Raw genomic sequence first — 19,192 nt, 5'->3', positions numbered from 1 at the left:
AAATTGCATAAGCCAGAAAAGACACAGTATGGAGACAAGATCATGAAAAAAGTAGCAGTAATTCTGAGCGGGTGTGGCGTTTACGACGGCGCCGAAATTCATGAGTCCGTGTTAACGCTGCAAAGTATTCTAAAACACGGTGGCAGTTACCAGTGTTTTGCTCCGGACAAGCCGCAGCTGCACGTTATTAATCACCTGACAGGAGAAGTGGCAGAAGGGGAATCACGTAACGTACTGGTGGAGTCTGCCCGTATAACCCGGGGCGAGGTTAAGGCCGTAACGGAGTGCAATGTTGACGACTTTGATTTGTTAATTTTACCGGGCGGCTTTGGCGCGGCTAAAAATCTGTGCACCTTCGCGGTAGATGGTGCTGATTGCGATTTTGACGCTGATGTACTGACAGTTTGTAAAGCTTTTGCCGATGCCGGAAAACCGGCTGCCTATGCCTGCATTGCGCCGGCGCTGGCTGCAAAGGTGTATGGCAACAGCGTAAACCTGACCATTGGTAATGATGCCGGTACCGCAGAAGCGTTGGAGCAATTTGGCATCAAACACCAAAACTGCGCAGTGACCGAGGTTATTATTGATAGCGAAGCTAAACTGGTTACAACGCCTGCCTATATGCTTGGCCAGAACCTGCTGGAAGTAGGGGAAGGGCTTGATAAGATGGTGCAGGCAGTGTTTGCAATGCAGTCGTAATACTGAAGTGTCTCTTGGTTGTATGTAGCTTTCGCTATATAGTGAGAGCTGCATCAATTCAATAACATAAAGAATAGCCAACATACTATAATGCATTATCGCGCTATCATTCGTATTTTAGGGTTACTGGTTGCACTGTTTTCAGTCACTATGATCCCACCAGCGATCGTTTCTCTGATTTACGAAGACGGTAGTGGCTTGCCATTTTTCCTGGCCTTTATACTGTGTATTCTGACCGGTTGCGCGTTCTGGTATCCCAATCGCAGTCATCGCCAGGACTTAAGAGCCCGTGAAGGCTTTTTGATTGTGGTGTTATTCTGGTCGGTACTGGCCAGTTTCGGTGCTATTCCGTTTATTCTTCTTGAACAACCTTCTATGACCGTAACCGATGCGTTTTTTGAATCGTTTTCGGGCTTAACTACCACCGGGGCAACGGTGATTGAAGGGATTGATTTTCTGCCCCACTCTGTACAGTTTTACCGCCAGCAACTACAGTGGCTGGGCGGTATGGGGATCATCGTGCTGGCGGTGGCTATTCTGCCTATCCTGGGCGTAGGGGGAATGCAGCTGTACCGGGCCGAAACCCCCGGGCCGGTGAAAGACTCTAAAATGACCCCACGGATCGCCGATACTGCCAAGCATCTCTGGTATATCTATTTATCACTGACCACTGCGTGCACACTGGCTTACTGGTTCGCCGGGATGAACTGGTTCGACGCCATCTGCCATTCCTTTTCGACCATTGCCATTGGTGGGTTTTCTACTCACGATGCCAGCCTGGGTTATTTTGATAGCCCGGTGGTTAACGCCATTTGTGCACTGTTTTTGATTATCGCCGCCTTTAACTTTTCGCTGCATTACGCTGCGGCCAGCGGCCGGACATTAAAAGGATACTGGCAGGATCCGGAATTAAAGGCCTTCCTGTTTATTCAGGCGGCACTGATCAGCGTGTGTTTTATGGTGCTGGTCTTTCACAATCACTTCAGCGACGCCGAGGAAGCTTTGGATCAGGCCGTTATCCAGGCCGTATCGATTAGTACTACTGCCGGATTCGCTACCACCGACTTTGCAAACTGGCCGTCATTTCTGCCTATCCTGCTGATTTTTTCCAGCTTCATTGGTGGCTGCGCCGGCTCCACCGGTGGCGGTCTCAAAGTGATCCGCGTCTATCTGCTGTTTCTGCAAGGCAAACGGGAAATCGACCGGCTGATCCACCCAAAGGCTGTTTACTCTGTTAAGCTCGGGGAACGGGCGATGCCAGACAGGGTAGTCGAAGCGGTATGGGGCTTTTTCTCTGCCTACGCGATAGTTTTTGTGGTGATTATGATAGGTTTGATTGCTACCGGGCTGGATAATATTACTGCTTTCACTGCGACAGCCGCTACCTTAAACAACCTTGGCCCGGGGCTGGGTTCGGTTGCAGGTACCTTTGCCGATGTCAGCGATGGCGGTAAGTGGTTATTGGTTACCGCCATGCTGTTTGGTCGACTGGAAGTCTTTTCCCTACTGGTATTGTTCTCGCCTACGTTCTGGCGCGGTTAGATACCTTCAGGAAATAAGTTTTCCTTGGTAACAAGCTGGATATCAGAAATCATATAACGAACGTCTTCTGATAACCGTTCGTTTTTCAACGCCATTTGACGATTCCGTTCGAATATTTTGCTGTGGCTCTCGATACGTTTTCCCATAACACGCCAGGCTTCAGCTCTAGCTTCATACGGCCAGGCCTCTAACTCGATACGATAAGTATCCAGTTGACCAAGAAGCATTGTTGCAACCGAAGAAATGGACATACCGCCAAATGCATTGCTGTTATTTTCAGGATCAAAGCTGGCAAATGCCGTTACTAACGGGCCGGTATTTTTAAGCCATTCAAAATACTGATTAAAAGCATCTTCGTCATATTCGTCTATATCAAAGTTATAGCTTTTACTTCTATTCACAGAAGTCGATGCTGGCGTAGGCTCCACATAAACCGCTGTTGATACCAGCGGCGGGCTTGGCTCCTGAGGAATTGGCTGGGTTTGTGGCTTAGCGTCCTGTGCACCACTCACCGATAGAGAGCCACCGTTTCCAAGGCCTCCTTCGACTTCCTGAGCTTTATAGTTTCTCAGAGCTTTCACCATGTTATTAAACGAGTCGGCGAATGCGGTTGTCAGCATTTTTCCTTCGGGTGTCTTAGAGTAAGCGCCACCTGCACCGCCAACGCCTCCACCAAACATGCCGGCAAACATGCCAAAATCATAGTTCGACGATGAACCGTACGAGGACGAGAGCTGCACACCTGAGCGGTTATCGATTAGCATTAATGTGGTGGCAGCTTCGTTTTTGTCAAAAGCTCCACCCACAAGGGAACCCAGGCCGCCCAGTAACGCACCACCGATAGCTTTTCCTGAGGCCGTTTTTTCGGCAAACATGATTTCCGGACTTACCGTGTAATCGGCGGCAACCATCTGACCTGCACCAATGTTACTGGTGCTGCGCAGCTGACCTGATTGCATTAGCTGACGCTCTCTGTTCATCGCGTTCATTGCCCGGCCACGCTCAACAATAACAAAGCAGTTTGATTGCTGAATCATCAGGCGAAGTATAGGAACTGTACTACCGACTTTAGGGTAGGTTCTGCGGTAATCCTGCCACCAGGGCAAGGTCGTGTCTTCAAATATCGAAGCGGTACCCAGTGGGGTATCGCATTTTTCCAGAGCAGTATTGTTTTCCGATGCATTTGCACCACCAGCGGCGCCGGTAACGGTGCTGTCACTACCGCCCATCATCGGGTTGGTCGACATACATGCCGTTTGAAAAGCCAAAGCGCTGGCAATAGTTAACAGTTTCAGTGATTTAATAGGGGTTTGCTTGAACGGTTTTACAACCTTTGAATTGATAGTTTTCACGGATCCCTCTCATATAATACTAACAATTAAGGAAACCGATGGGGTATCACGTTTCAGTAAAAACGTTCTAGTGATTATATACTTAACCTCACCGGCAACGGTGTTGTATAAACGAGGAAAACCGTTGTAATTCGCCATACTCCTTAGCGAAGATTAAACATCCTGAATAACATCACAACACTGTAAAATCTATCAGTTTAGTAGTGTATTGCAAGCAAACTGGACGATATTTAGCCAAAAAAGAATGCGCTCGGCTGGAACAAACGCTCCACATCATTGATATATTTTTTATCAACCAAAAACAAAATGACGTGGTCGTTGGCTTCTATCACGGTATCGCTGTGCGCAATGATAACCTGCTCCTCACGCACAATAGCACCAATAGTGGTGCCGGGAGGTAATTTTATATCGCCGATTTCACGGCCTACCACTTTCGACGTATTTTTATCACCATGGGCGATGGCTTCTATAGCTTCTGCGGCACCACGGCGAAGTGAGTACACATTAACTATATCCCCGCGGCGAACATGAGTAAGCAAAGCTGAGATGGTGGCTTGCTGAGGGGAGAAGGCGATATCGATTTCGCCGCCCTGCACCAGATCCACATAGGCGCTGCGTTGGATCAGCACCATGGCTTTTTGCGCGCCCATCCGTTTAGCCAGCATGGCCGACATAATATTTGCTTCATCGTCGTTGGTGACGGCAATAAACGCATCAACCTGTTCTACGCCTTCTTCACTCAACAGTGTAGAGTCGGAGGCATCGCCGCTGAACACAATGGTTTTATCCAGATGGGCAGATAAATACTGCGCTCGTTCCGGGCTGTACTCGATGAGCTTAACGTTGTGATTGTGCTCCAGGCGCTTAGCCAGACCAGCACCAATTAAGCCACCACCGGCAATCATGATGCGTTTATAGCTCGACTCCAGTTTTTGCAGCTCGCTCATTACGGCACGAATGTGCTTGGTGGCGGCAATAAAAAACACTTCATCATCGGCTTCTATAACGGTGGTACCCAGCGGCCGGATAGGTTTGCCGCGGCGGTAAATGGCCGCCACCCGGGTTTCCACATTGGGCATATGTTCTTTTAGAGCAGATAGGGCATGGCCTACCAGCAAACCGCCGTAATAGGCTTTTACCGCTACCAGGCTGGCTTTGCCTTCAGCAAATTCCACTACCTGCAGAGCGCCGGGGTAATCAATCAGGCGCTTAATGGCCTGTGTTACCAGCTGTTCCGGGGCAATAATATGATCAACCGGAATGTCCTGCTGCTTGTACAGTTGTTCCTGGTAAATGATGTATTGCTCGGAGCGGACCCGGGCTATTTTGGTTGGGGTTTTAAACAGACTGTAAGCCACCTGACAGGCCAGCATGTTACTTTCGTCACTGTTGGTCACAGCAATCAGCATGTCGGCATCTTCGGCACCTGCTTTACGCAGTACATCAGGGTGGGAACCAACACCGGTTACAACCTGCAGATCGAGGCGGTCCTGCAAGGCACGCAGGATAACGGGATCGGAATCGATCACCGTGATTTCGTTTTTTTCGCCTACTAGGTTTTCAGCCAGTGTGCCGCCAACCTGTCCTGCGCCAAGGATGATAATTTTCATCGTCGTTGTAAGGTATTTTTAATCTTGGTTATTAAGACTTTAGCAGCCTCGCATAATAGAAACCATCCATTTGTTGCTCGCCGGGCAAAATTTGCCGCCCCGGCTGCTCGATGGTTTCCCCCGGTTGGATTGGTAGTAACTGCGCATCGCTGTGCTCTTGCAGGAAGCGGCTAATCTGCGCTTTGTTTTCAACCGGCAGTACAGAGCAGGTTGCGTAAACCAACGTGCCGCCGGATTTGAGCGTACGCCACAGGTTGCTCAGAATCTTATACTGAAGCGCTTGCAGCACCTCAATATCGGCTGACTTGCGTAGCCAGCGTATGTCCGGGTGCCGGCGAATAACGCCCGTTGCAGAGCAGGGCGCATCTAACAGAATGCGGTCGAAGGGTTTGCCGTCCCACCAGCCATCCACCTCTGCTGCATCGGCGCAAACTAAGTTCGCGTGTAATTGCAGACGCTGTAAATTTTCGCTCATCCGTGTAAGACGGGATGCTTCGCTGTCCAGAGCAATCAGCTCCGCCAGCCCCGAGGTGCGTTCCAGAATATGTGCACTCTTACCACCGGGGGCTGCACAACAATCCAGAATACGTTCGCCTGGCTGTGCATCAAGTAGCGGCGCTGCCAGTTGCGCTGCACCGTCCTGTACGCTGAACCAGCCTTCGGCAAAGCCGGGCAGAGTGGTTATTGGCGTTCGGTCGAGCAGGATCACGGCATGCGGATGTGCCTCAGAGAGTGCAAAGCGAATATCGGCTTCTGCTAAGGCATTACAGTAGTCTGGTTGCGTACATTGCTGCTGGTTTACTCTGAGCCAGATAGGCGCAGGCTGATTCATACCACTCAACAAGCTTTCCAGCTCCTGCGGATAAGCATTCGCAAGGCGTTTGTAGAGCCACTTAGGCAAACCAGACTGAATAATGGGGTTGTCGCTAACCTGTTCGGCCAGCTGCTGACGCTGGAAGTTTCGCAGTATGGCGTTAATAAGTCCTTTAAGCCCTTTACCACCGAGCACTTCCGCGGCGTTAACCGTTGCCGCAACGGCCGCATGGTCAGACACGCGGCTAAAAGCCTGCTGATAAAAACCCAGCAAAATTACATGTTCGAGGATCTTCTTACTGCCCTTAAGGGGCTGCTCGAGCAGTTCCCGAAGCCATATCTGTAATTGTGGCAGGTGGCGGAAGACACCCATTGCCATTTCCTGTAGCCAGGCGGCATCTTTTTTACTGTGTCTGGCCTGAGCTATGGCTAAGGCTTCGCGGGAGGATTTTCCCTGTTCCAGTACCTGAAAGATAACCCAGGCGGTATCGGCGCGAAGGTCGACTTTAGCCGGCAGTTTCATTGTGATTGCTCAGGCTCACAGGGCAACACGCTGCCTACCGCAAACCATTCCTGATAACCATTGAGTACGTCCTGAATGGCCATGGGCTTTTTACCCGGCAACTGCAATTGCTCTATACACAGCGCTTTATCGCTGGTGGCTACCACTATTCCTGATTTATCAGCAGCCAGAATGGTGCCGGGAGCTTTACTGGCGACGGCATATTCGCTAACAGACGCCTGCCAGACTTTAATATTCTTACCGTTAACCTGGCTCCAGCAAACCGGCCAGGGGTTGAATGCCCTTACGTTGCGGCTTAATTGTTCGGCCGGCTCCTGCCAGTTAAGAAACGCTTCTTCTTTACTGAGCTTCTTAGCGTAGGTAGCGCTGTCTTCCTGTTGCGGTTCAGCATTCAGCGAGTCAAAATCATCCAGTACGTCAACCAGGGCCTGTGGGCCAATGTCTGCCAGTTTGGAATACAGCGTAGCGCTGGTATCAGAATCGGTAATTGGTAATCTGGCGATATGTAACATAGCGCCGGTATCCAGCCCTTCATCCATTTGCATAATGGTGACGCCGGTTTCTTTATCACCAGCCCAGATGCTGCGCTGAATAGGCGCTGCACCACGCCAGCGTGGCAAGATAGAGCCATGTACGTTAATACAGCCCCGCGCCGGTATATCCAGAACCGCCTTGGGCAACAGTAAACCGTAGGCGACTACTACCATAATATCCGGCTTAAGTGCGGCGAGTTCTTGTTGGGCTTCTTCGTTTTTTAAGGAAGCCGGTTGGTATACCGGGATATTGTGCGCCTCGGCCACCTGTTTGGTGGCGCTGGGGGTAAGCTTCTTGCCACGTCCGGCGGGCCGATCTGGTTGGGTGTATACCGCTATCACATTATGCTGGCTGTTGAGCAAGCCAGTTAAATGGGTAGCCGCAAAGTCCGGCGTACCGGCAAAAACAATATTCAGTGGCTTGGTCACAGGGCTTTCTCTCAGGCTTTAGCGGCCAGACGGGCTTCTTTTTCGAGTTTCTTGCGAATACGCTGGCGCTTAAGGGGCGATAAGTAATCTACAAATAACTTACCATCCAGATGATCCAGTTCGTGTTGAATACAAATCGCCAGCAGGCCATCTGCTTCCAGCTCGTAGGGTTCGCCTTCGCCATCAAGGGCTTTTACCGTGACTTTTTCGGCACGATCTACCTTGGCGTAGTTACCCGGTACCGACAAACAGCCTTCTTCACTGATGGTTGAGCCTTCTTTGTTAACGATTTCGGGATTAATAAATACCCGCGGTTCGTTCTGCTCTTCGGAGACGTCCATGACTACCAGGCGCACGTGTCTGTTAACCTGCGTCGCAGCCAGGCCAATGCCTTTTTCTTCGCGCATGGTTTCAAACATGTCGGCGACGAGTTGTTTAATTTCGCTGTTGACTTCATCAATGGGCTTAGCCACTGTACGAAGGCGCTCGTCGGGGAATTGTAATACGTCTAATATTGCCATCTGTCGATATTTACACTCTTTCTGTATTAAGAATTATACGCTAAGGCCGATGATGCTATTTATCCTGCCTAAACAGGCAGTATTCTAGCTTAAAGCACGTTTTCATGCAGTATTAATCGCTTCTATACTGAATTATTGGGGATTGTGATCTAATAATACAAGCATAGGGCTGGCTGCGAGACGTTACTGGCGAGGGGATATAATGTTAAAAATTGCAAAAAAATGGGCGGCCATACTGGCTGGGCTGATGCTTTGGGTCGGTGCGAGTTGTGCGCTGGCACTGGAGGTCAAACCCGATGCGCCAACCCGTTATACGGTTAAGAAGAACGATACCCTGTGGGATATCGCCGGTATCTTTCTGGATAAACCCTGGTTGTGGCCGGAACTGTGGCGCAACAATACGCAAATTCTGAACCCTCATCTTATTTATTCGGGTGATGTGCTCATTCTGCGCATTGTCGACGGTGAACCGGTACTCGATGTTGTCAGACAAAAAACGCAGGTTACGCTGTCACCCAATGCCAACCGCACGGTGAAGCAGGGCGAGCCGATAAACCTGTTACCCTGGTCGGTTATCGAACCTTACCTTCAGCATCATGAAATCCTCGATGCCGGTAAGTACGAAATCCTGCCGCATTTACTTGGCAACAAGAATGCCTCCATTCGTTTTGTTAACGAAGATCTGGTAATGAGTCGTCGCAGCGGCCGTGCCAGAGATCAGTATCGCGTGATCCGCAAGCAATCTACAATTGAAGACCTTGATGGCAACGAGCTGGGTGTACAAATTCACCATATCGCCGACGCAAGCATGGTAGAAGACCGTGCCGAGGGCGAGTGGCTGGTAAAAATTGACGGGTCTAATTCAGAAGCCAAGCGTGGTGACAAGTTACTCTACGGTGAGCCGAAAACCGCCGGCGACATGGCGTTGCAACCAGCGGATGAATCACAGCGTGCGTTTATTGTGGGTAACCTGCATCAGTACGAGCTGCTGGGTAAATACGATGTAGTCATTGTCGACCTGGGTGAAGGTGAGATTGAGCCGGGCACTGTAATGGGCATTTATCAGCAGGGGCCGGTGATCATTGATGGTGACGAGCCAAAATATTCAACCGAAAGCAAAGTGGTTGTAAGTGTTTTCGATGATGGCAGTACGGTTCATCAGCCCGCTTTAAAAGTAGGTGAGCTGATTATCTTCAGCACCTTCACGAATGCCAGTTACGGCATTATCACCCGGGCCAGTGACATGGTTCGAACCGGCAACATTGTCGCCCAGCCATAACCGGTACTGACACTCCCGTCTCAGTGCCGAGAACGGGAGTGTTAATGCAAAACCAATTATCATCAGTTAGTCAGCACTGGCTGCGCCTGAGTTTAATTAAAAAACGTTCACCTGCCTTCTGGCTGGCACTGCTGGAGCACTTTAAGTTAACCATAGAGCAACTATTTAGTTTGCCAGTTGGCGAGCTTAGTCAGTGTGGCCTCAAGCCCGATGAAATTGCCCTTATCAATAGTCCCGGCGATGAGGTTGAACCAATTGAACAATGGCTCTGCCAGCACCCGCTCAATCAGATTATCACCATTAGTGATGCAGCTTACCCCGAGCGCTTAAAGCAGCTTGATTCGCCTCCTTTGATACTCTATTGCCATGGCAATTCGAAGTTGCTTAAAGCGCCGCAGCTGGCTATTGTGGGAAGCCGCAAGGCAACCATTAACGGTTTAAATACAGCGCGTAGCCTGGCAAAGGAGCTTGGCGACGCAGGCATAACGGTTACCAGCGGTCTGGCGCTTGGTATTGATGGCGCGGCTCATCAGGGCGCCTATCCTACCTCAGGGCGCACAGTAGCCATTCTTGGCGGCGGGCTGGGCTGCATTTACCCGCGCAGCCATCAGGCCCTGGCCTTGAGCCTGGTTGAACACGGTGGATGTCTGGTGTCGGAGTTTCCGCCGTGGGAAACGGTTAAGCCATACCATTTTCCACGGCGTAACCGCTTAATTGCCGCGCTGTCGAGCGGGGTACTGTTAATTGAGGCCCGCATTAAAAGTGGCTCCATGATTACCGCTAATCTGGCCGCAGACATGGGCATCGATGTATTTGCTACGCCCGGCAACATAAACAATCCACTCAGCGAGGGACCTCATTACCTTATTCAGCAAGGCGCCAGGCTGGTCACCAGCAGCGGCGATATTTGCGAGGAGTTGGGTTGGGTGGTAAAAGACTCAGAGGATGCAGGTGGCAATCATCAGCAAGATGACGACGATGAACCATTACTAAAAGAATTTGCCGGTGAGCCGATAAATATAGACTACCTGGTTGAGAAAACCGGTCTGTCAGTTAATCGCTTAATGCCAAGGCTGGTGGAACTTGAGCTTCAGGGCCGGATAGTGGCTGTGCCCGGTGGTTATACCCGAGCTATGGGGCCTGTTGGTAGTTAAGGTCTCAGCTTTCGGACTAGTTAGCGGCAAGCCTTATTTTGTTTGAGAGTCAACCGCTTGCAGGGTAATGCTTCACTTAATCGAAAAAAAGTCGACCCAAAGCTTGGCATTATCCGTATTTTTAGATAAGTTGAACTTAGATGCTTTGCTTTTTTGCATCGACACCGTACGCAAAACTGGTCTTGAGACTTGAAAAAAGACCAGACCACTACAATAGAGTTTGCGAGGTTAGGTAATCACCTTTTAGTGGTTACTTCAAATTGAGGGGGAAAATGCTATGTTCGATATCCTCATGTATCTCTTCGAAAACTTCATCCATAGTGAAACCGAAATTCGCGTCGATCAGGATGAACTAACCGAAGAGCTGGTCCGCGCAGGATTTCATCACGATGAGATATACAAAGCGCTCGCCTGGTTGGAAAAACTCGCCGCGCTGCAAGAAACTGATATTAACCCCTACTTCTGTAAAGGCATCTCCAGCAGCCTGAGCCGTATTTATACGCAGCAGGAACAAATGCGCCTGGATGTTGAATGTCAGGGTTTCTTATTGTTCCTTGAGCAGGTTGGCGTATTGGATGCTTCCACACGGGAAATGGTCATCGACAGAGTCATGGAGATCGATTCGCCGGAATTCTGTTTAGAAGACCTTAAGTGGGTAGTCCTGATGGTGTTGTTTAATGTGCCGGGCAAAGAAAATGCCTACGCGCAGATGGAAGATCTGTTATTCGAAGAGCATGACGGTATACTGCACTAATCTTATAGATTACGAAGTGTAGGGCTGTGTCGAAGATTGATCATTCACTGTTCGAAGCGCATGAGCACGCTTTAGAACATCAGTACGGGCCTTGCCCGGACTGTGGGAAAGAGCTGCGCATCAGAAACAGCAAGTCAGGCCCGTTTATCGGCTGTAGTGGCTATCCTGATTGCCACTACGCCAAGCCTTTACACGATAATCAAACCACCACATTAAAAGTGATAGAAGACAGCCATTGCCCTGAATGTGGCTCGTCTATGGCGATCAAAAAAGGCCGGTACGGTATGTTTATCGGCTGTACTAATTTTCCGGCCTGTCATCATATCGAAAATGCCAAACCGCAAACCGATACCTCTGTTACCTGCCCTAAATGCCATAAAGGACATCTGCTCGATCGCACCAATAAATACGGTAAGCGCTTTTTTGCCTGTAATCGTTATCCTGAGTGCCGTTATGTGGTAAATTTCGCGCCGGTTGAGAAGTCCTGTCCGGATTGCGGATGGGCTATACTGGTCGAAAAGAAGGGCCGTTTAGTGTGCCCGCAGCCATTATGTGGCTATAAAGAAGCACAAAGCGAACAAGAAGCAGAATAAGAGGTAACAAATGAGCGTTGAATCAGTTCATCAGGATGCTGATGTAGCAGCGTTTGAAAGTGGCCAGCTCATGGTATATCCCACAGAAGCGGTGATGGGCATTGGTTGTGACCCCGATAACGAGGCGGCTGTTATGTCGTTGCTGGCGCTAAAACAGCGCCCGGTAGAAAAAGGCCTTATTCTGCTCGCTGCTAATTATTCCCAGCTGCTGCCTTATGTAGATGATAATGCCATTCCCCAGGATAAAAGATTCAGTATTTTTTCTTGTTGGCCCGGCCCGGTAACCTGGTTATTACCTAAGTCTGCTACGGCGCCAACATGGCTGACCGGCGAGCACAATGCTATTGCTGTTAGGGTGACCGCTCACGAAGGAGCACGGGAGTTGTGTAACAAACTCGGTCGTCCTATCGTGTCAACCAGCGCTAACCTGACCGGGCAGGAACCAGCCAGAACCACAGAAGAAGCCCGCAGTTATTTTGCTAACAGTGTTCACTATGTGGCAGGTTCGGTAGGCGGAGCCGCTCAACCCTCAACTATTAAAGATGCCTTAACCGGTACCACCATTCGGAATTAAACATGAGTATTACCCCCTTAAAGGATACGCCTCAGGCGATTGAGTCGGTTAAAGCGTTTTTACTGGCTTTGCAGGACAATATCTGTCACACCCTGGAACTTGCCGATGGCAAGGGCCACTTTGTAGAAGATGCCTGGGAACGGGAAGAAGGGGGCGGTGGTCGCTCACGGGTGATTAAGAATGGCGCGGTAATAGAGCAGGGTGGGGTAAACTTTTCTCACGTGCATGGTACCCAAATGCCTGCCTCAGCAACGGCTTCGCGCCCTGAACTGGCTGGGCGTAGCTTTCAGGCCATGGGCGTGTCATTAGTGATCCACCCCCATAATCCTTATATTCCTACCTCGCACGCCAATGTGCGTTTCTTTATCGCCGAGAAAGAGGGAGAGACACCAATCTGGTGGTTTGGTGGTGGTTTCGATTTAACCCCGTTTTACCCTTTTAAAGAAGATGTGCAGCACTGGCATAACACAGCGAAGAAAATTTGTAAGCCATTCGGCGAAACGGTCTATGCCGAGCACAAGGCGTGGTGTGATGAGTATTTCTATCTGAAACATCGCAACGAAACCCGTGGGGTTGGTGGGCTGTTCTTTGATGACCTCAACCAATGGGACTTTGAGCAGTGTTTTGCTTATATTCAGGCCGTGGGCAATGGGTATCTGGATGCCTATGTGCCGATTATTGAAAAACGTAAGAACAATACTTACGGTGAGCGCGAGCGCCAGTTTCAGCTTTACCGGCGTGGACGTTATGTAGAGTTTAACCTGGTATATGACCGCGGTACTTTGTTTGGTTTACAAACCGGCGGACGTACCGAGTCTATCCTCATGTCTATGCCGCCACTGGCGCGCTGGGAGTATGGTTATGCCGCGCCTGCCGGGTCACCAGAAGCCAAACTGCAGGACTGGCTTACTCCTCATCAATGGTAAAAGCGAGTCTTTGCGCCGGTATCTTTTGACGTAGATCAACCTTAATTCGCAGATTTTTAAACGTATTTTCAAACTTGTTTTAGATCAAATTTTTATTTGTCAGGAGGCGTACATTAGCCTCCATCAACTTAAACGAATGAGAAAATACACAATGAAAAAATCAGCATTAGCTACACTAGTTCTAGCCGCACTAGTATCTGCGCCTTCAGCATTTGCCTATGAAGCCGGCGACATCATTGTACGTGCAGGTTTAACTTCTGTTTCACCAAACGACGATTCAAGCAACGTTAATGTAGACGCCCTGGGTGGCAACGTAGGAATGGGCGTAGAGGTCGATTCTAACACTCAGCTTGGCCTGAACCTGGTTTACATGCTGGATTCTAACTGGGGCCTTGAAGTACTGGCTGCCACACCATTTACTCATGACGTAACCCTTATTGATACTGCAGACAATGGTCTGGGTTTAGGCGACGGCAAACTGGCTGAAGTTACTCACCTGCCACCTACAGTTAGCGCGGTTTACTTCTTTGATACTAACAGCGCCTTTACGCCTTACGTTGGCGTGGGTGTTAACTACACCATTTTCTTCGACGAAGAATTTACCGGTGCCCGCGAAGACCAAACCTTTACGGATCTTGATCTGGACAACTCTTTTGGTTTAGCTGCTCAGGTTGGCTTTGATTTCCAGGTTGATGACAACTGGTCAATCAATGCTTCTGCCCGTTATATCAAAATCGACACCACTGCAGAATTTACCGTTGCCGACGTAAAAGGCAGCGTAGACGTGGATATCGACCCTTACGTATTCACCATCTCTGCGGGTTACAAGTTCTAAAAACTAGTTTTATCAGTTTCACCTTGTGTTTTTGCACTGCCTGTTGGCCCTTCATTGAAGGGCCTTTTTTTTTATACGGCTTCGTCTTCACGGTTAACCATGTGATCGGCAAGCTGATCCAATGCCTTTAGCAACTGATCGGCTATATTCATATCGTTAACACATTCATACATGGCCTTGCGCATGCAGTACATCCATTGGGCTTTGAGTTTTGGTGTTACGGTATAGGGCAAGTGCCTGGCCCTTAACCGCGGATGGCCCCGTTCCTGTTCGTATTGATTAGGACCACCCAGCCACATGGTAAGATAAAGAAAGAAGATATGACGGATACGATCCAGTGGTTGCGGGTGAATGGCTAAAAGCTCCGCTGCCACAGGGTCATTTTCCATGATGTCATAAAACCGGTTCGCCAGTTGCCTGACGGTATTTTCTCCACCTATTGCTTGATAGGGGGTAGTAACACCAGTATTGTTGTCCGAAGTTTTCTTTCCCATACCCAGTTTCGATAATAGTCCCATGAAAAAGTTTGCCGTCTTTGGAAATCCAATTGCTCAGAGTTTATCACCAACCATTCATCAAATGTTTGCTAAATCCTGTGCTGAGGATATCAGCTACGAGAAAATAGAAGCCCCATTGGATGGCTTTGAAGCCACTATCGACAATTTTTTCGCCTCACCACAAGCGGTAGGTTGCAACGTTACCGTCCCTTTTAAAGAAAGAGCCTGCGCCATGGCAAAGCATAAAGATGATGCAGTGGTAATGGCCAGGGCAGCGAATACGCTGATGCGTAATGAAGACGGCGAGTTATGTGCTTTCAATACCGATGGTATTGGGCTGGTGGCAGACCTCACCAATAACGGCTTAAATCTGCAAGGTAACAAGGTGTTGCTGTTAGGCGCGGGGGGCGCTGCCCGTGGTGTTGTCCATCCGCTACTAAATGCCGGCATTGAAAACCTACACATTCTTAATCGAACTATAGAGAAAGCTCAGGCCATTGCCGAAGATGCTAACAACCCAAAGGTAACAGCAGTTAACCACAAACAACTGTTGGCAGATTACGATGTAGTGATTAACTCTACTTCTGCCAGTTTATCCGGCACGCTACCCACCGTACCCGATGCCGTGCTGGCTAACTGCCAGCTCGCTTACGATATGGTGTACTCAAAGGATAATGGTGCAACGGTATTTATGGCCCATGCTGAGCAGCTGGGTGCCGCTAAGCAACTGGATGGCCTGGGTATGCTGGTGGAGCAAGCCGCTGCGGCGTTTTATATCTGGACCGGCAAACAGCCGACAACGGCCAGTGTTATTGAATACCTGCGTAACCGTTAGGGGTTACGCACCTTCAGCAAGGTAGTCGTCTTTTAGCTCAACATAGTTAATGGCAGACTGTTTTAAGAAAGCTATTTCTGCCTCCTTTAACGGCCGCTTCTGTATCATAGGATTACCCACATACAAATAACCGCTTTCGAGGCGTTTATTCGGCGGTACCAATGTACCGGCGCCAATAAACACATCATCCTCTACGATGGCACCGTCCATTACAATCGCGCCCATTCCTACCAGAATACGATTACCCAGCGTACAACCGTGCAGCATACATTTATGACCAACAGTAACATCATCACCAATGATAAGCGGGTTGCCATCGGGGTTGCCGGCTGATTTACGGGTAACGTGAAGAATAGTGCCGTCCTGTATATTGCTACGTGCGCCTATCTTTATATAGTTGACATCACCCCGTGCGGCGACCATATGCCAGATGCTGCTGTCTTCACTAATTGATATCTCACCAACTAGTCGTGCTGAATCGGCCACATAAACTCCCTGTCCAATATCAGGTGTTATTCCTTTAAAGCTGCTAATCGTATTTTGCATGTAGTTCTCTTTGAGATGATTTGTTGTAGGGTAGAGTATCTATTATAAGCATTAACTACGCTAACATTCGAACGGCAACGATTATTGCGAACATTCTTATCGATAAGTGGTCAGATTGAAATTCTATAAAAAGGAATACTGATACAATATCGTGTCAAACTATAGTTATTATCACGGAGAGTTCATGTCAAAGCGCTATGTTCTATTTGCCGCATTACCTTACGCTTATTCTATATTACGGCCAATCCAATCTGAGATTAAAAAGCGCGGGGGCGAAGTTGCATGGTATTTAGAAGCGGAATGTGAAGATCTGTTACGTCCGGATGAAAAAAGACTGGCAACGGTTGAGGAGCTTGTCGCCTATAATCCTGATGCCACACTTACCCCTGGTAATTACATTTATCATTTTATCCCAGGTATTAAAGTTGGCGTTTTTCATGGTTACTTTATTGGTAAGAGAGGGGAAAAAACCTATCAGGAAGACTCGCACTTTCGTATCCGAGGTTGGTTCGACCTAATTTGTACTCAGGGGCCAAGTAGTACTGAACCCTATAAGCTTCTGGAACAAAAGCATGGCAGCTTTAAGGCTTATGAAACCGGTTGGTGTAAAGTAGATACCTATATTAACGGTAAACAACCACCAGCAACCAATCCGCCAACTATTTTATACGGCACAACGTTTACTAAAGGCATTAGTTCGTCTGAAGCTGTGTATTCGACTATTAAAAGATTAGCTAAAGAGCGGGATTGGAATTGGGTACTAACTTTTCATCCAAAGTTACATGGCTCCGAAATTGTTGAACGGTATAAACATTTAGCGGAATCTTTGGAAAACGTCAGATACCTGCACAATGTTGATTTGGAAAGTGTCAATGAAGCAAGCGTGTTGTTATGTGACAGTTCGTCAATCATTCTGGAGTTTATGATGCAGGACAAGCCTGTGGTGACTTACCGCAATACTAATCCGGGCCCGCATCTAATTAATGTCACTAGTACTGACCAAATAGAACAAGCTTTGGATACTGCTTTAGCCAGACCGCCTGAGTTAATGGCTAATATCAATGAATATGTAAAGCATCATGAAAAATACAGAGACGGGCGTAACTGCGAACGGGTATTAGATGCTATCGATGACTTTATACTAAACCATAAAGGTAAGCTTAAACCTCATAAGCCAGGAATATGGCGTAAATTTCAGTTAAGAAAGAAGCTCGGATACTGGAAATAAGGTGATTTCGCTGCATTAATAACCGATCAAATCAAATATGACAGTTTTTTTAAAATAACCGTTGACCTGCGTGCCCAACTCTCTATAATGCGCCCCACTTCGACGGGGAACGCACTAAAACGCCAACCCGGCAATATCGCCTAAGGCCTTATTGGAAGCGGCTTTCAGCCAAATGCGATGTTTGAAAATATTCAAAAAAAGCATTGACACAGAAAGCCATCAGCGTAGAATGCGCGCCTCGCTTCAACGAGGTTTAACAAACAAAGTTGAAGCGGTTTTGAGTGACAACCTTAGAAATTAAATTTCAAAAAGTTGTTGACACTGAAAACAAAGAGCGTAATATACGCATCCCGCTTCGGGGGTAAGCATTAAAGCCTGAAGCAGCGAAAGCAAAAATTATCGTAACGATATCAACAGCTTCGCACTGTTCTTTAACAATTTATAACAAGACAATCTGTGTGGGCACTCATTAAGAGTGTCAACAACGACAATTCAAAATTTCGATATTTAATTGAAGAGTTTGATCATGGCTCAGATTGAACGCTGGCGGCAGGCCTAACACATGCAAGTCGAACGGTAACAGGATTAGCTTGCTAATCGCTGACGAGTGGCGGACGGGTGAGTAATGCTTGGGAACTTGCCTTCGGGAGGGGGATAACAGTTGGAAACGACTGCTAATACCGCATAACGTCTACGGACCAAAGCGGGCTTCGGCTCGCACCTGAAGAGAGGCCCAAGTGAGATTAGCTAGTTGGTAAGGTAAAGGCTTACCAAGGCGACGATCTCTAGCTGTTCTGAGAGGAAGATCAGCCACACTGGGACTGAGACACGGCCCAGACTCCTACGGGAGGCAGCAGTGGGGAATATTGCACAATGGGGGAAACCCTGATGCAGCCATGCCGCGTGTGTGAAGAAGGCCTTCGGGTTGTAAAGCACTTTCAGTTGTGAGGAAAGGTTGGTAGTTAATACCTGCCAGCTGTGACGTTAACAACAGAAGAAGCACCGGCTAACTCCGTGCCAGCAGCCGCGGTAATACGGAGGGTGCGAGCGTTAATCGGAATTACTGGGCGTAAAGCGCACGCAGGCGGTTTGTTAAGCTAGATGTGAAAGCCCCGGGCTCAACCTGGGATGGTCATTTAGAACTGGCAGACTAGAGTCTTGGAGAGGGGAGTGGAATTCCAGGTGTAGCGGTGAAATGCGTAGATATCTGGAGGAACATCAGTGGCGAAGGCGGCTCCCTGGCCAAAGACTGACGCTCATGTGCGAAAGTGTGGGTAGCGAACAGGATTAGATACCCTGGTAGTCCACACCGTAAACGCTGTCTACTAGCTGTTTGTGAATTTAATTCGTGAGTAGCGAAGCTAACGCGCTAAGTAGACCGCCTGGGGAGTACGGCCGCAAGGTTAAAACTCAAATGAATTGACGGGGGCCCGCACAAGCGGTGGAGCATGTGGTTTAATTCGATGCAACGCGAAGAACCTTACCTACACTTGACATGCAGAGAACTTTCCAGAGATGGATTGGTGCCTTCGGGAACTCTGACACAGGTGCTGCATGGCTGTCGTCAGCTCGTGTCGTGAGATGTTGGGTTAAGTCCCGCAACGAGCGCAACCCTTGTCCTTAGTTGCCAGCATTTAGTTGGGCACTCTAAGGAGACTGCCGGTGACAAACCGGAGGAAGGTGGGGACGACGTCAAGTCATCATGGCCCTTACGTGTAGGGCTACACACGTGCTACAATGGCATATACAGAGGGAAGCGAGACAGTGATGTGGAGCGGACCCCTTAAAGTATGTCGTAGTCCGGATTGGAGTCTGCAACTCGACTCCATGAAGTCGGAATCGCTAGTAATCGCAGGTCAGCATACTGCGGTGAATACGTTCCCGGGCCTTGTACACACCGCCCGTCACACCATGGGAGTGGGATGCAAAAGAAGTAGTTAGTCTAACCT

18 protein-coding genes and 1 rRNA gene are annotated in these 19,192 nt (G+C 48.8%); 12 read left to right on the top strand and 7 right to left on the bottom strand.

Going from position 1 to position 19,192, the window contains the following annotated elements:
- Window positions 1-42: 42 nt before the first annotated feature.
- Window positions 43-699, top strand: a complete 657-nt coding sequence (elbB, locus tag D9T21_RS02410; RefSeq protein ID WP_123323574.1) for an isoprenoid biosynthesis glyoxalase ElbB — start codon at window positions 43-45, stop codon at window positions 697-699.
- Window positions 700-789: 90 nt separating this feature from the next.
- The gene (locus D9T21_RS02405) at window positions 790-2,241 is read left to right on the top strand and encodes a TrkH family potassium uptake protein (RefSeq protein WP_123323563.1); all 1,452 of its coding nucleotides are present in this window, start codon (window positions 790-792) and stop codon (window positions 2,239-2,241) included.
- On the opposite strand, the gene D9T21_RS02400 is transcribed toward D9T21_RS02405, so the two are convergent.
- The 5 genes from D9T21_RS02400 to def form a co-directional block, all read right to left on the bottom strand.
- Window positions 2,238-3,593 (bottom strand): CsgG/HfaB family protein, encoded by a 1,356-nt coding sequence (locus tag D9T21_RS02400; RefSeq protein WP_206427218.1) that lies wholly within the window; start codon window positions 3,591-3,593, stop codon window positions 2,238-2,240. The genes D9T21_RS02405 and D9T21_RS02400 overlap by 4 nt on opposite strands.
- A gap of 230 nt (window positions 3,594-3,823) precedes the next feature.
- Window positions 3,824-5,203, bottom strand: a complete 1,380-nt coding sequence (gene trkA / locus D9T21_RS02395) for a Trk system potassium transporter TrkA (RefSeq protein ID WP_123323562.1) — start codon at window positions 5,201-5,203, stop codon at window positions 3,824-3,826.
- Between the two features lie 31 nt (window positions 5,204-5,234).
- Entirely contained in the window at window positions 5,235-6,539 is a 1,305-nt protein-coding gene (gene rsmB, locus D9T21_RS02390; protein ID WP_123323561.1) for a 16S rRNA (cytosine(967)-C(5))-methyltransferase RsmB, read from the bottom strand.
- Entirely contained in the window at window positions 6,536-7,501 is a 966-nt protein-coding gene (gene fmt, locus D9T21_RS02385) for a methionyl-tRNA formyltransferase (RefSeq protein ID WP_123323560.1), read from the bottom strand. Before fmt ends, rsmB begins: the two co-directional genes overlap by 4 nt.
- 11 nt (window positions 7,502-7,512) lie before the next feature.
- Window positions 7,513-8,022 (bottom strand): peptide deformylase, encoded by a 510-nt coding sequence (gene def, locus D9T21_RS02380; protein ID WP_123323559.1) that lies wholly within the window; start codon window positions 8,020-8,022, stop codon window positions 7,513-7,515.
- Between the two features lie 202 nt (window positions 8,023-8,224).
- Between def and D9T21_RS02375 the strand changes: the two genes are divergently transcribed.
- From D9T21_RS02375 to D9T21_RS02345, 7 genes are all read left to right on the top strand, one after another.
- Entirely contained in the window at window positions 8,225-9,301 is a 1,077-nt protein-coding gene (locus D9T21_RS02375) for a LysM peptidoglycan-binding domain-containing protein (protein ID WP_123323558.1), read from the top strand.
- Window positions 9,302-9,345: 44 nt separating this feature from the next.
- Entirely contained in the window at window positions 9,346-10,455 is a 1,110-nt protein-coding gene (dprA, locus tag D9T21_RS02370) for a DNA-processing protein DprA (RefSeq protein ID WP_123323557.1), read from the top strand.
- 277 nt (window positions 10,456-10,732) lie between these two features.
- Window positions 10,733-11,209 carry a DUF494 family protein gene (locus D9T21_RS02365; RefSeq protein WP_105935458.1) on the top strand — a complete coding sequence of 159 codons (477 nt, stop codon included), beginning with the start codon at window positions 10,733-10,735 and terminating at the stop codon, window positions 11,207-11,209.
- 26 nt (window positions 11,210-11,235) lie between these two features.
- Window positions 11,236-11,802 carry a DNA topoisomerase family protein gene (locus D9T21_RS02360; protein ID WP_123323556.1) on the top strand — a complete coding sequence of 189 codons (567 nt, stop codon included), beginning with the start codon at window positions 11,236-11,238 and terminating at the stop codon, window positions 11,800-11,802.
- A gap of 10 nt (window positions 11,803-11,812) precedes the next feature.
- A complete protein-coding gene (gene tsaC / locus D9T21_RS02355) occupies window positions 11,813-12,376 on the top strand; it encodes an L-threonylcarbamoyladenylate synthase type 1 TsaC (protein WP_123323555.1) in 564 nt (187 codons plus the stop codon).
- A gap of 2 nt (window positions 12,377-12,378) precedes the next feature.
- The gene (gene hemF / locus D9T21_RS02350) at window positions 12,379-13,302 is read left to right on the top strand and encodes an oxygen-dependent coproporphyrinogen oxidase (protein WP_105935461.1); all 924 of its coding nucleotides are present in this window, start codon (window positions 12,379-12,381) and stop codon (window positions 13,300-13,302) included.
- Window positions 13,303-13,453: 151 nt separating this feature from the next.
- A complete protein-coding gene (locus D9T21_RS02345; RefSeq protein WP_123323572.1) occupies window positions 13,454-14,137 on the top strand; it encodes an OmpW/AlkL family protein in 684 nt (227 codons plus the stop codon).
- A gap of 71 nt (window positions 14,138-14,208) precedes the next feature.
- On the opposite strand, the gene D9T21_RS02340 is transcribed toward D9T21_RS02345, so the two are convergent.
- On the bottom strand, window positions 14,209-14,655 hold the full coding sequence (locus D9T21_RS02340; protein ID WP_105935462.1) for a group II truncated hemoglobin: 447 nt from the start codon (window positions 14,653-14,655) through the stop codon (window positions 14,209-14,211).
- Here D9T21_RS02340 and aroE point away from each other — a divergent pair.
- A complete protein-coding gene (aroE, locus tag D9T21_RS02335) occupies window positions 14,654-15,469 on the top strand; it encodes a shikimate dehydrogenase (RefSeq protein WP_123323554.1) in 816 nt (271 codons plus the stop codon). The two genes, D9T21_RS02340 and aroE, sit on opposite strands and share 2 nt — an antisense overlap.
- 3 nt (window positions 15,470-15,472) lie before the next feature.
- On the opposite strand, the gene D9T21_RS02330 is transcribed toward aroE, so the two are convergent.
- Window positions 15,473-16,015 (bottom strand): gamma carbonic anhydrase family protein, encoded by a 543-nt coding sequence (locus D9T21_RS02330; protein ID WP_123323553.1) that lies wholly within the window; start codon window positions 16,013-16,015, stop codon window positions 15,473-15,475.
- A gap of 184 nt (window positions 16,016-16,199) precedes the next feature.
- Between D9T21_RS02330 and D9T21_RS02325 the strand changes: the two genes are divergently transcribed.
- Together D9T21_RS02325 and D9T21_RS02320 are read left to right on the top strand one after the other, a co-directional pair.
- On the top strand, window positions 16,200-17,243 hold the full coding sequence (locus D9T21_RS02325; protein WP_123323552.1) for a UDP-N-acetylglucosamine 2-epimerase: 1,044 nt from the start codon (window positions 16,200-16,202) through the stop codon (window positions 17,241-17,243).
- A gap of 508 nt (window positions 17,244-17,751) precedes the next feature.
- Window positions 17,752-19,192: ribosomal RNA gene (locus D9T21_RS02320) — 16S ribosomal RNA — on the top strand; the annotation flags it as partial.

It is taken from the genome of Marisediminitalea oceani, from assembly GCF_003731635.1.
GTDB classification, from domain to species: Bacteria; Pseudomonadota; Gammaproteobacteria; order Enterobacterales; family Alteromonadaceae; genus Alteromonas; species Alteromonas oceani.
The sequence above is the reverse complement of the archived record's forward strand: the minus strand, read 5'-3'. Positions and strand labels throughout refer to the sequence as shown.

Excerpts from the sequence above, each read along its gene's own strand:
- elbB (WP_123323574.1), top strand. The coding sequence starts at position 43 with ATGAAAAAAGTAGCAGTAATTCTGAGCGGGTGTGGCGTTTACGACGGC.
- D9T21_RS02405 (WP_123323563.1), top strand. The coding sequence starts at position 790 with ATGCATTATCGCGCTATCATTCGTATTTTAGGGTTACTGGTTGCACTG.
- trkA (WP_123323562.1), bottom strand. The coding sequence starts at position 5,203 with ATGAAAATTATCATCCTTGGCGCAGGACAGGTTGGCGGCACACTGGCT.
- rsmB (WP_123323561.1), bottom strand. The coding sequence starts at position 6,539 with ATGAAACTGCCGGCTAAAGTCGACCTTCGCGCCGATACCGCCTGGGTT.
- def (WP_123323559.1), bottom strand. The coding sequence starts at position 8,022 with ATGGCAATATTAGACGTATTACAATTCCCCGACGAGCGCCTTCGTACA.
- D9T21_RS02375 (WP_123323558.1), top strand. The coding sequence starts at position 8,225 with ATGTTAAAAATTGCAAAAAAATGGGCGGCCATACTGGCTGGGCTGATG.
- dprA (WP_123323557.1), top strand. The coding sequence starts at position 9,346 with ATGCAAAACCAATTATCATCAGTTAGTCAGCACTGGCTGCGCCTGAGT.
- D9T21_RS02365 (WP_105935458.1), top strand. The coding sequence starts at position 10,733 with ATGTTCGATATCCTCATGTATCTCTTCGAAAACTTCATCCATAGTGAA.
- tsaC (WP_123323555.1), top strand. The coding sequence starts at position 11,813 with ATGAGCGTTGAATCAGTTCATCAGGATGCTGATGTAGCAGCGTTTGAA.
- hemF (WP_105935461.1), top strand. The coding sequence starts at position 12,379 with ATGAGTATTACCCCCTTAAAGGATACGCCTCAGGCGATTGAGTCGGTT.
- D9T21_RS02345 (WP_123323572.1), top strand. The coding sequence starts at position 13,454 with ATGAAAAAATCAGCATTAGCTACACTAGTTCTAGCCGCACTAGTATCT.
- aroE (WP_123323554.1), top strand. The coding sequence starts at position 14,654 with ATGAAAAAGTTTGCCGTCTTTGGAAATCCAATTGCTCAGAGTTTATCA.
- D9T21_RS02340 (WP_105935462.1), bottom strand. The coding sequence starts at position 14,655 with ATGGGACTATTATCGAAACTGGGTATGGGAAAGAAAACTTCGGACAAC.
- D9T21_RS02330 (WP_123323553.1), bottom strand. The coding sequence starts at position 16,015 with ATGCAAAATACGATTAGCAGCTTTAAAGGAATAACACCTGATATTGGA.
- D9T21_RS02325 (WP_123323552.1), top strand. The coding sequence starts at position 16,200 with ATGTCAAAGCGCTATGTTCTATTTGCCGCATTACCTTACGCTTATTCT.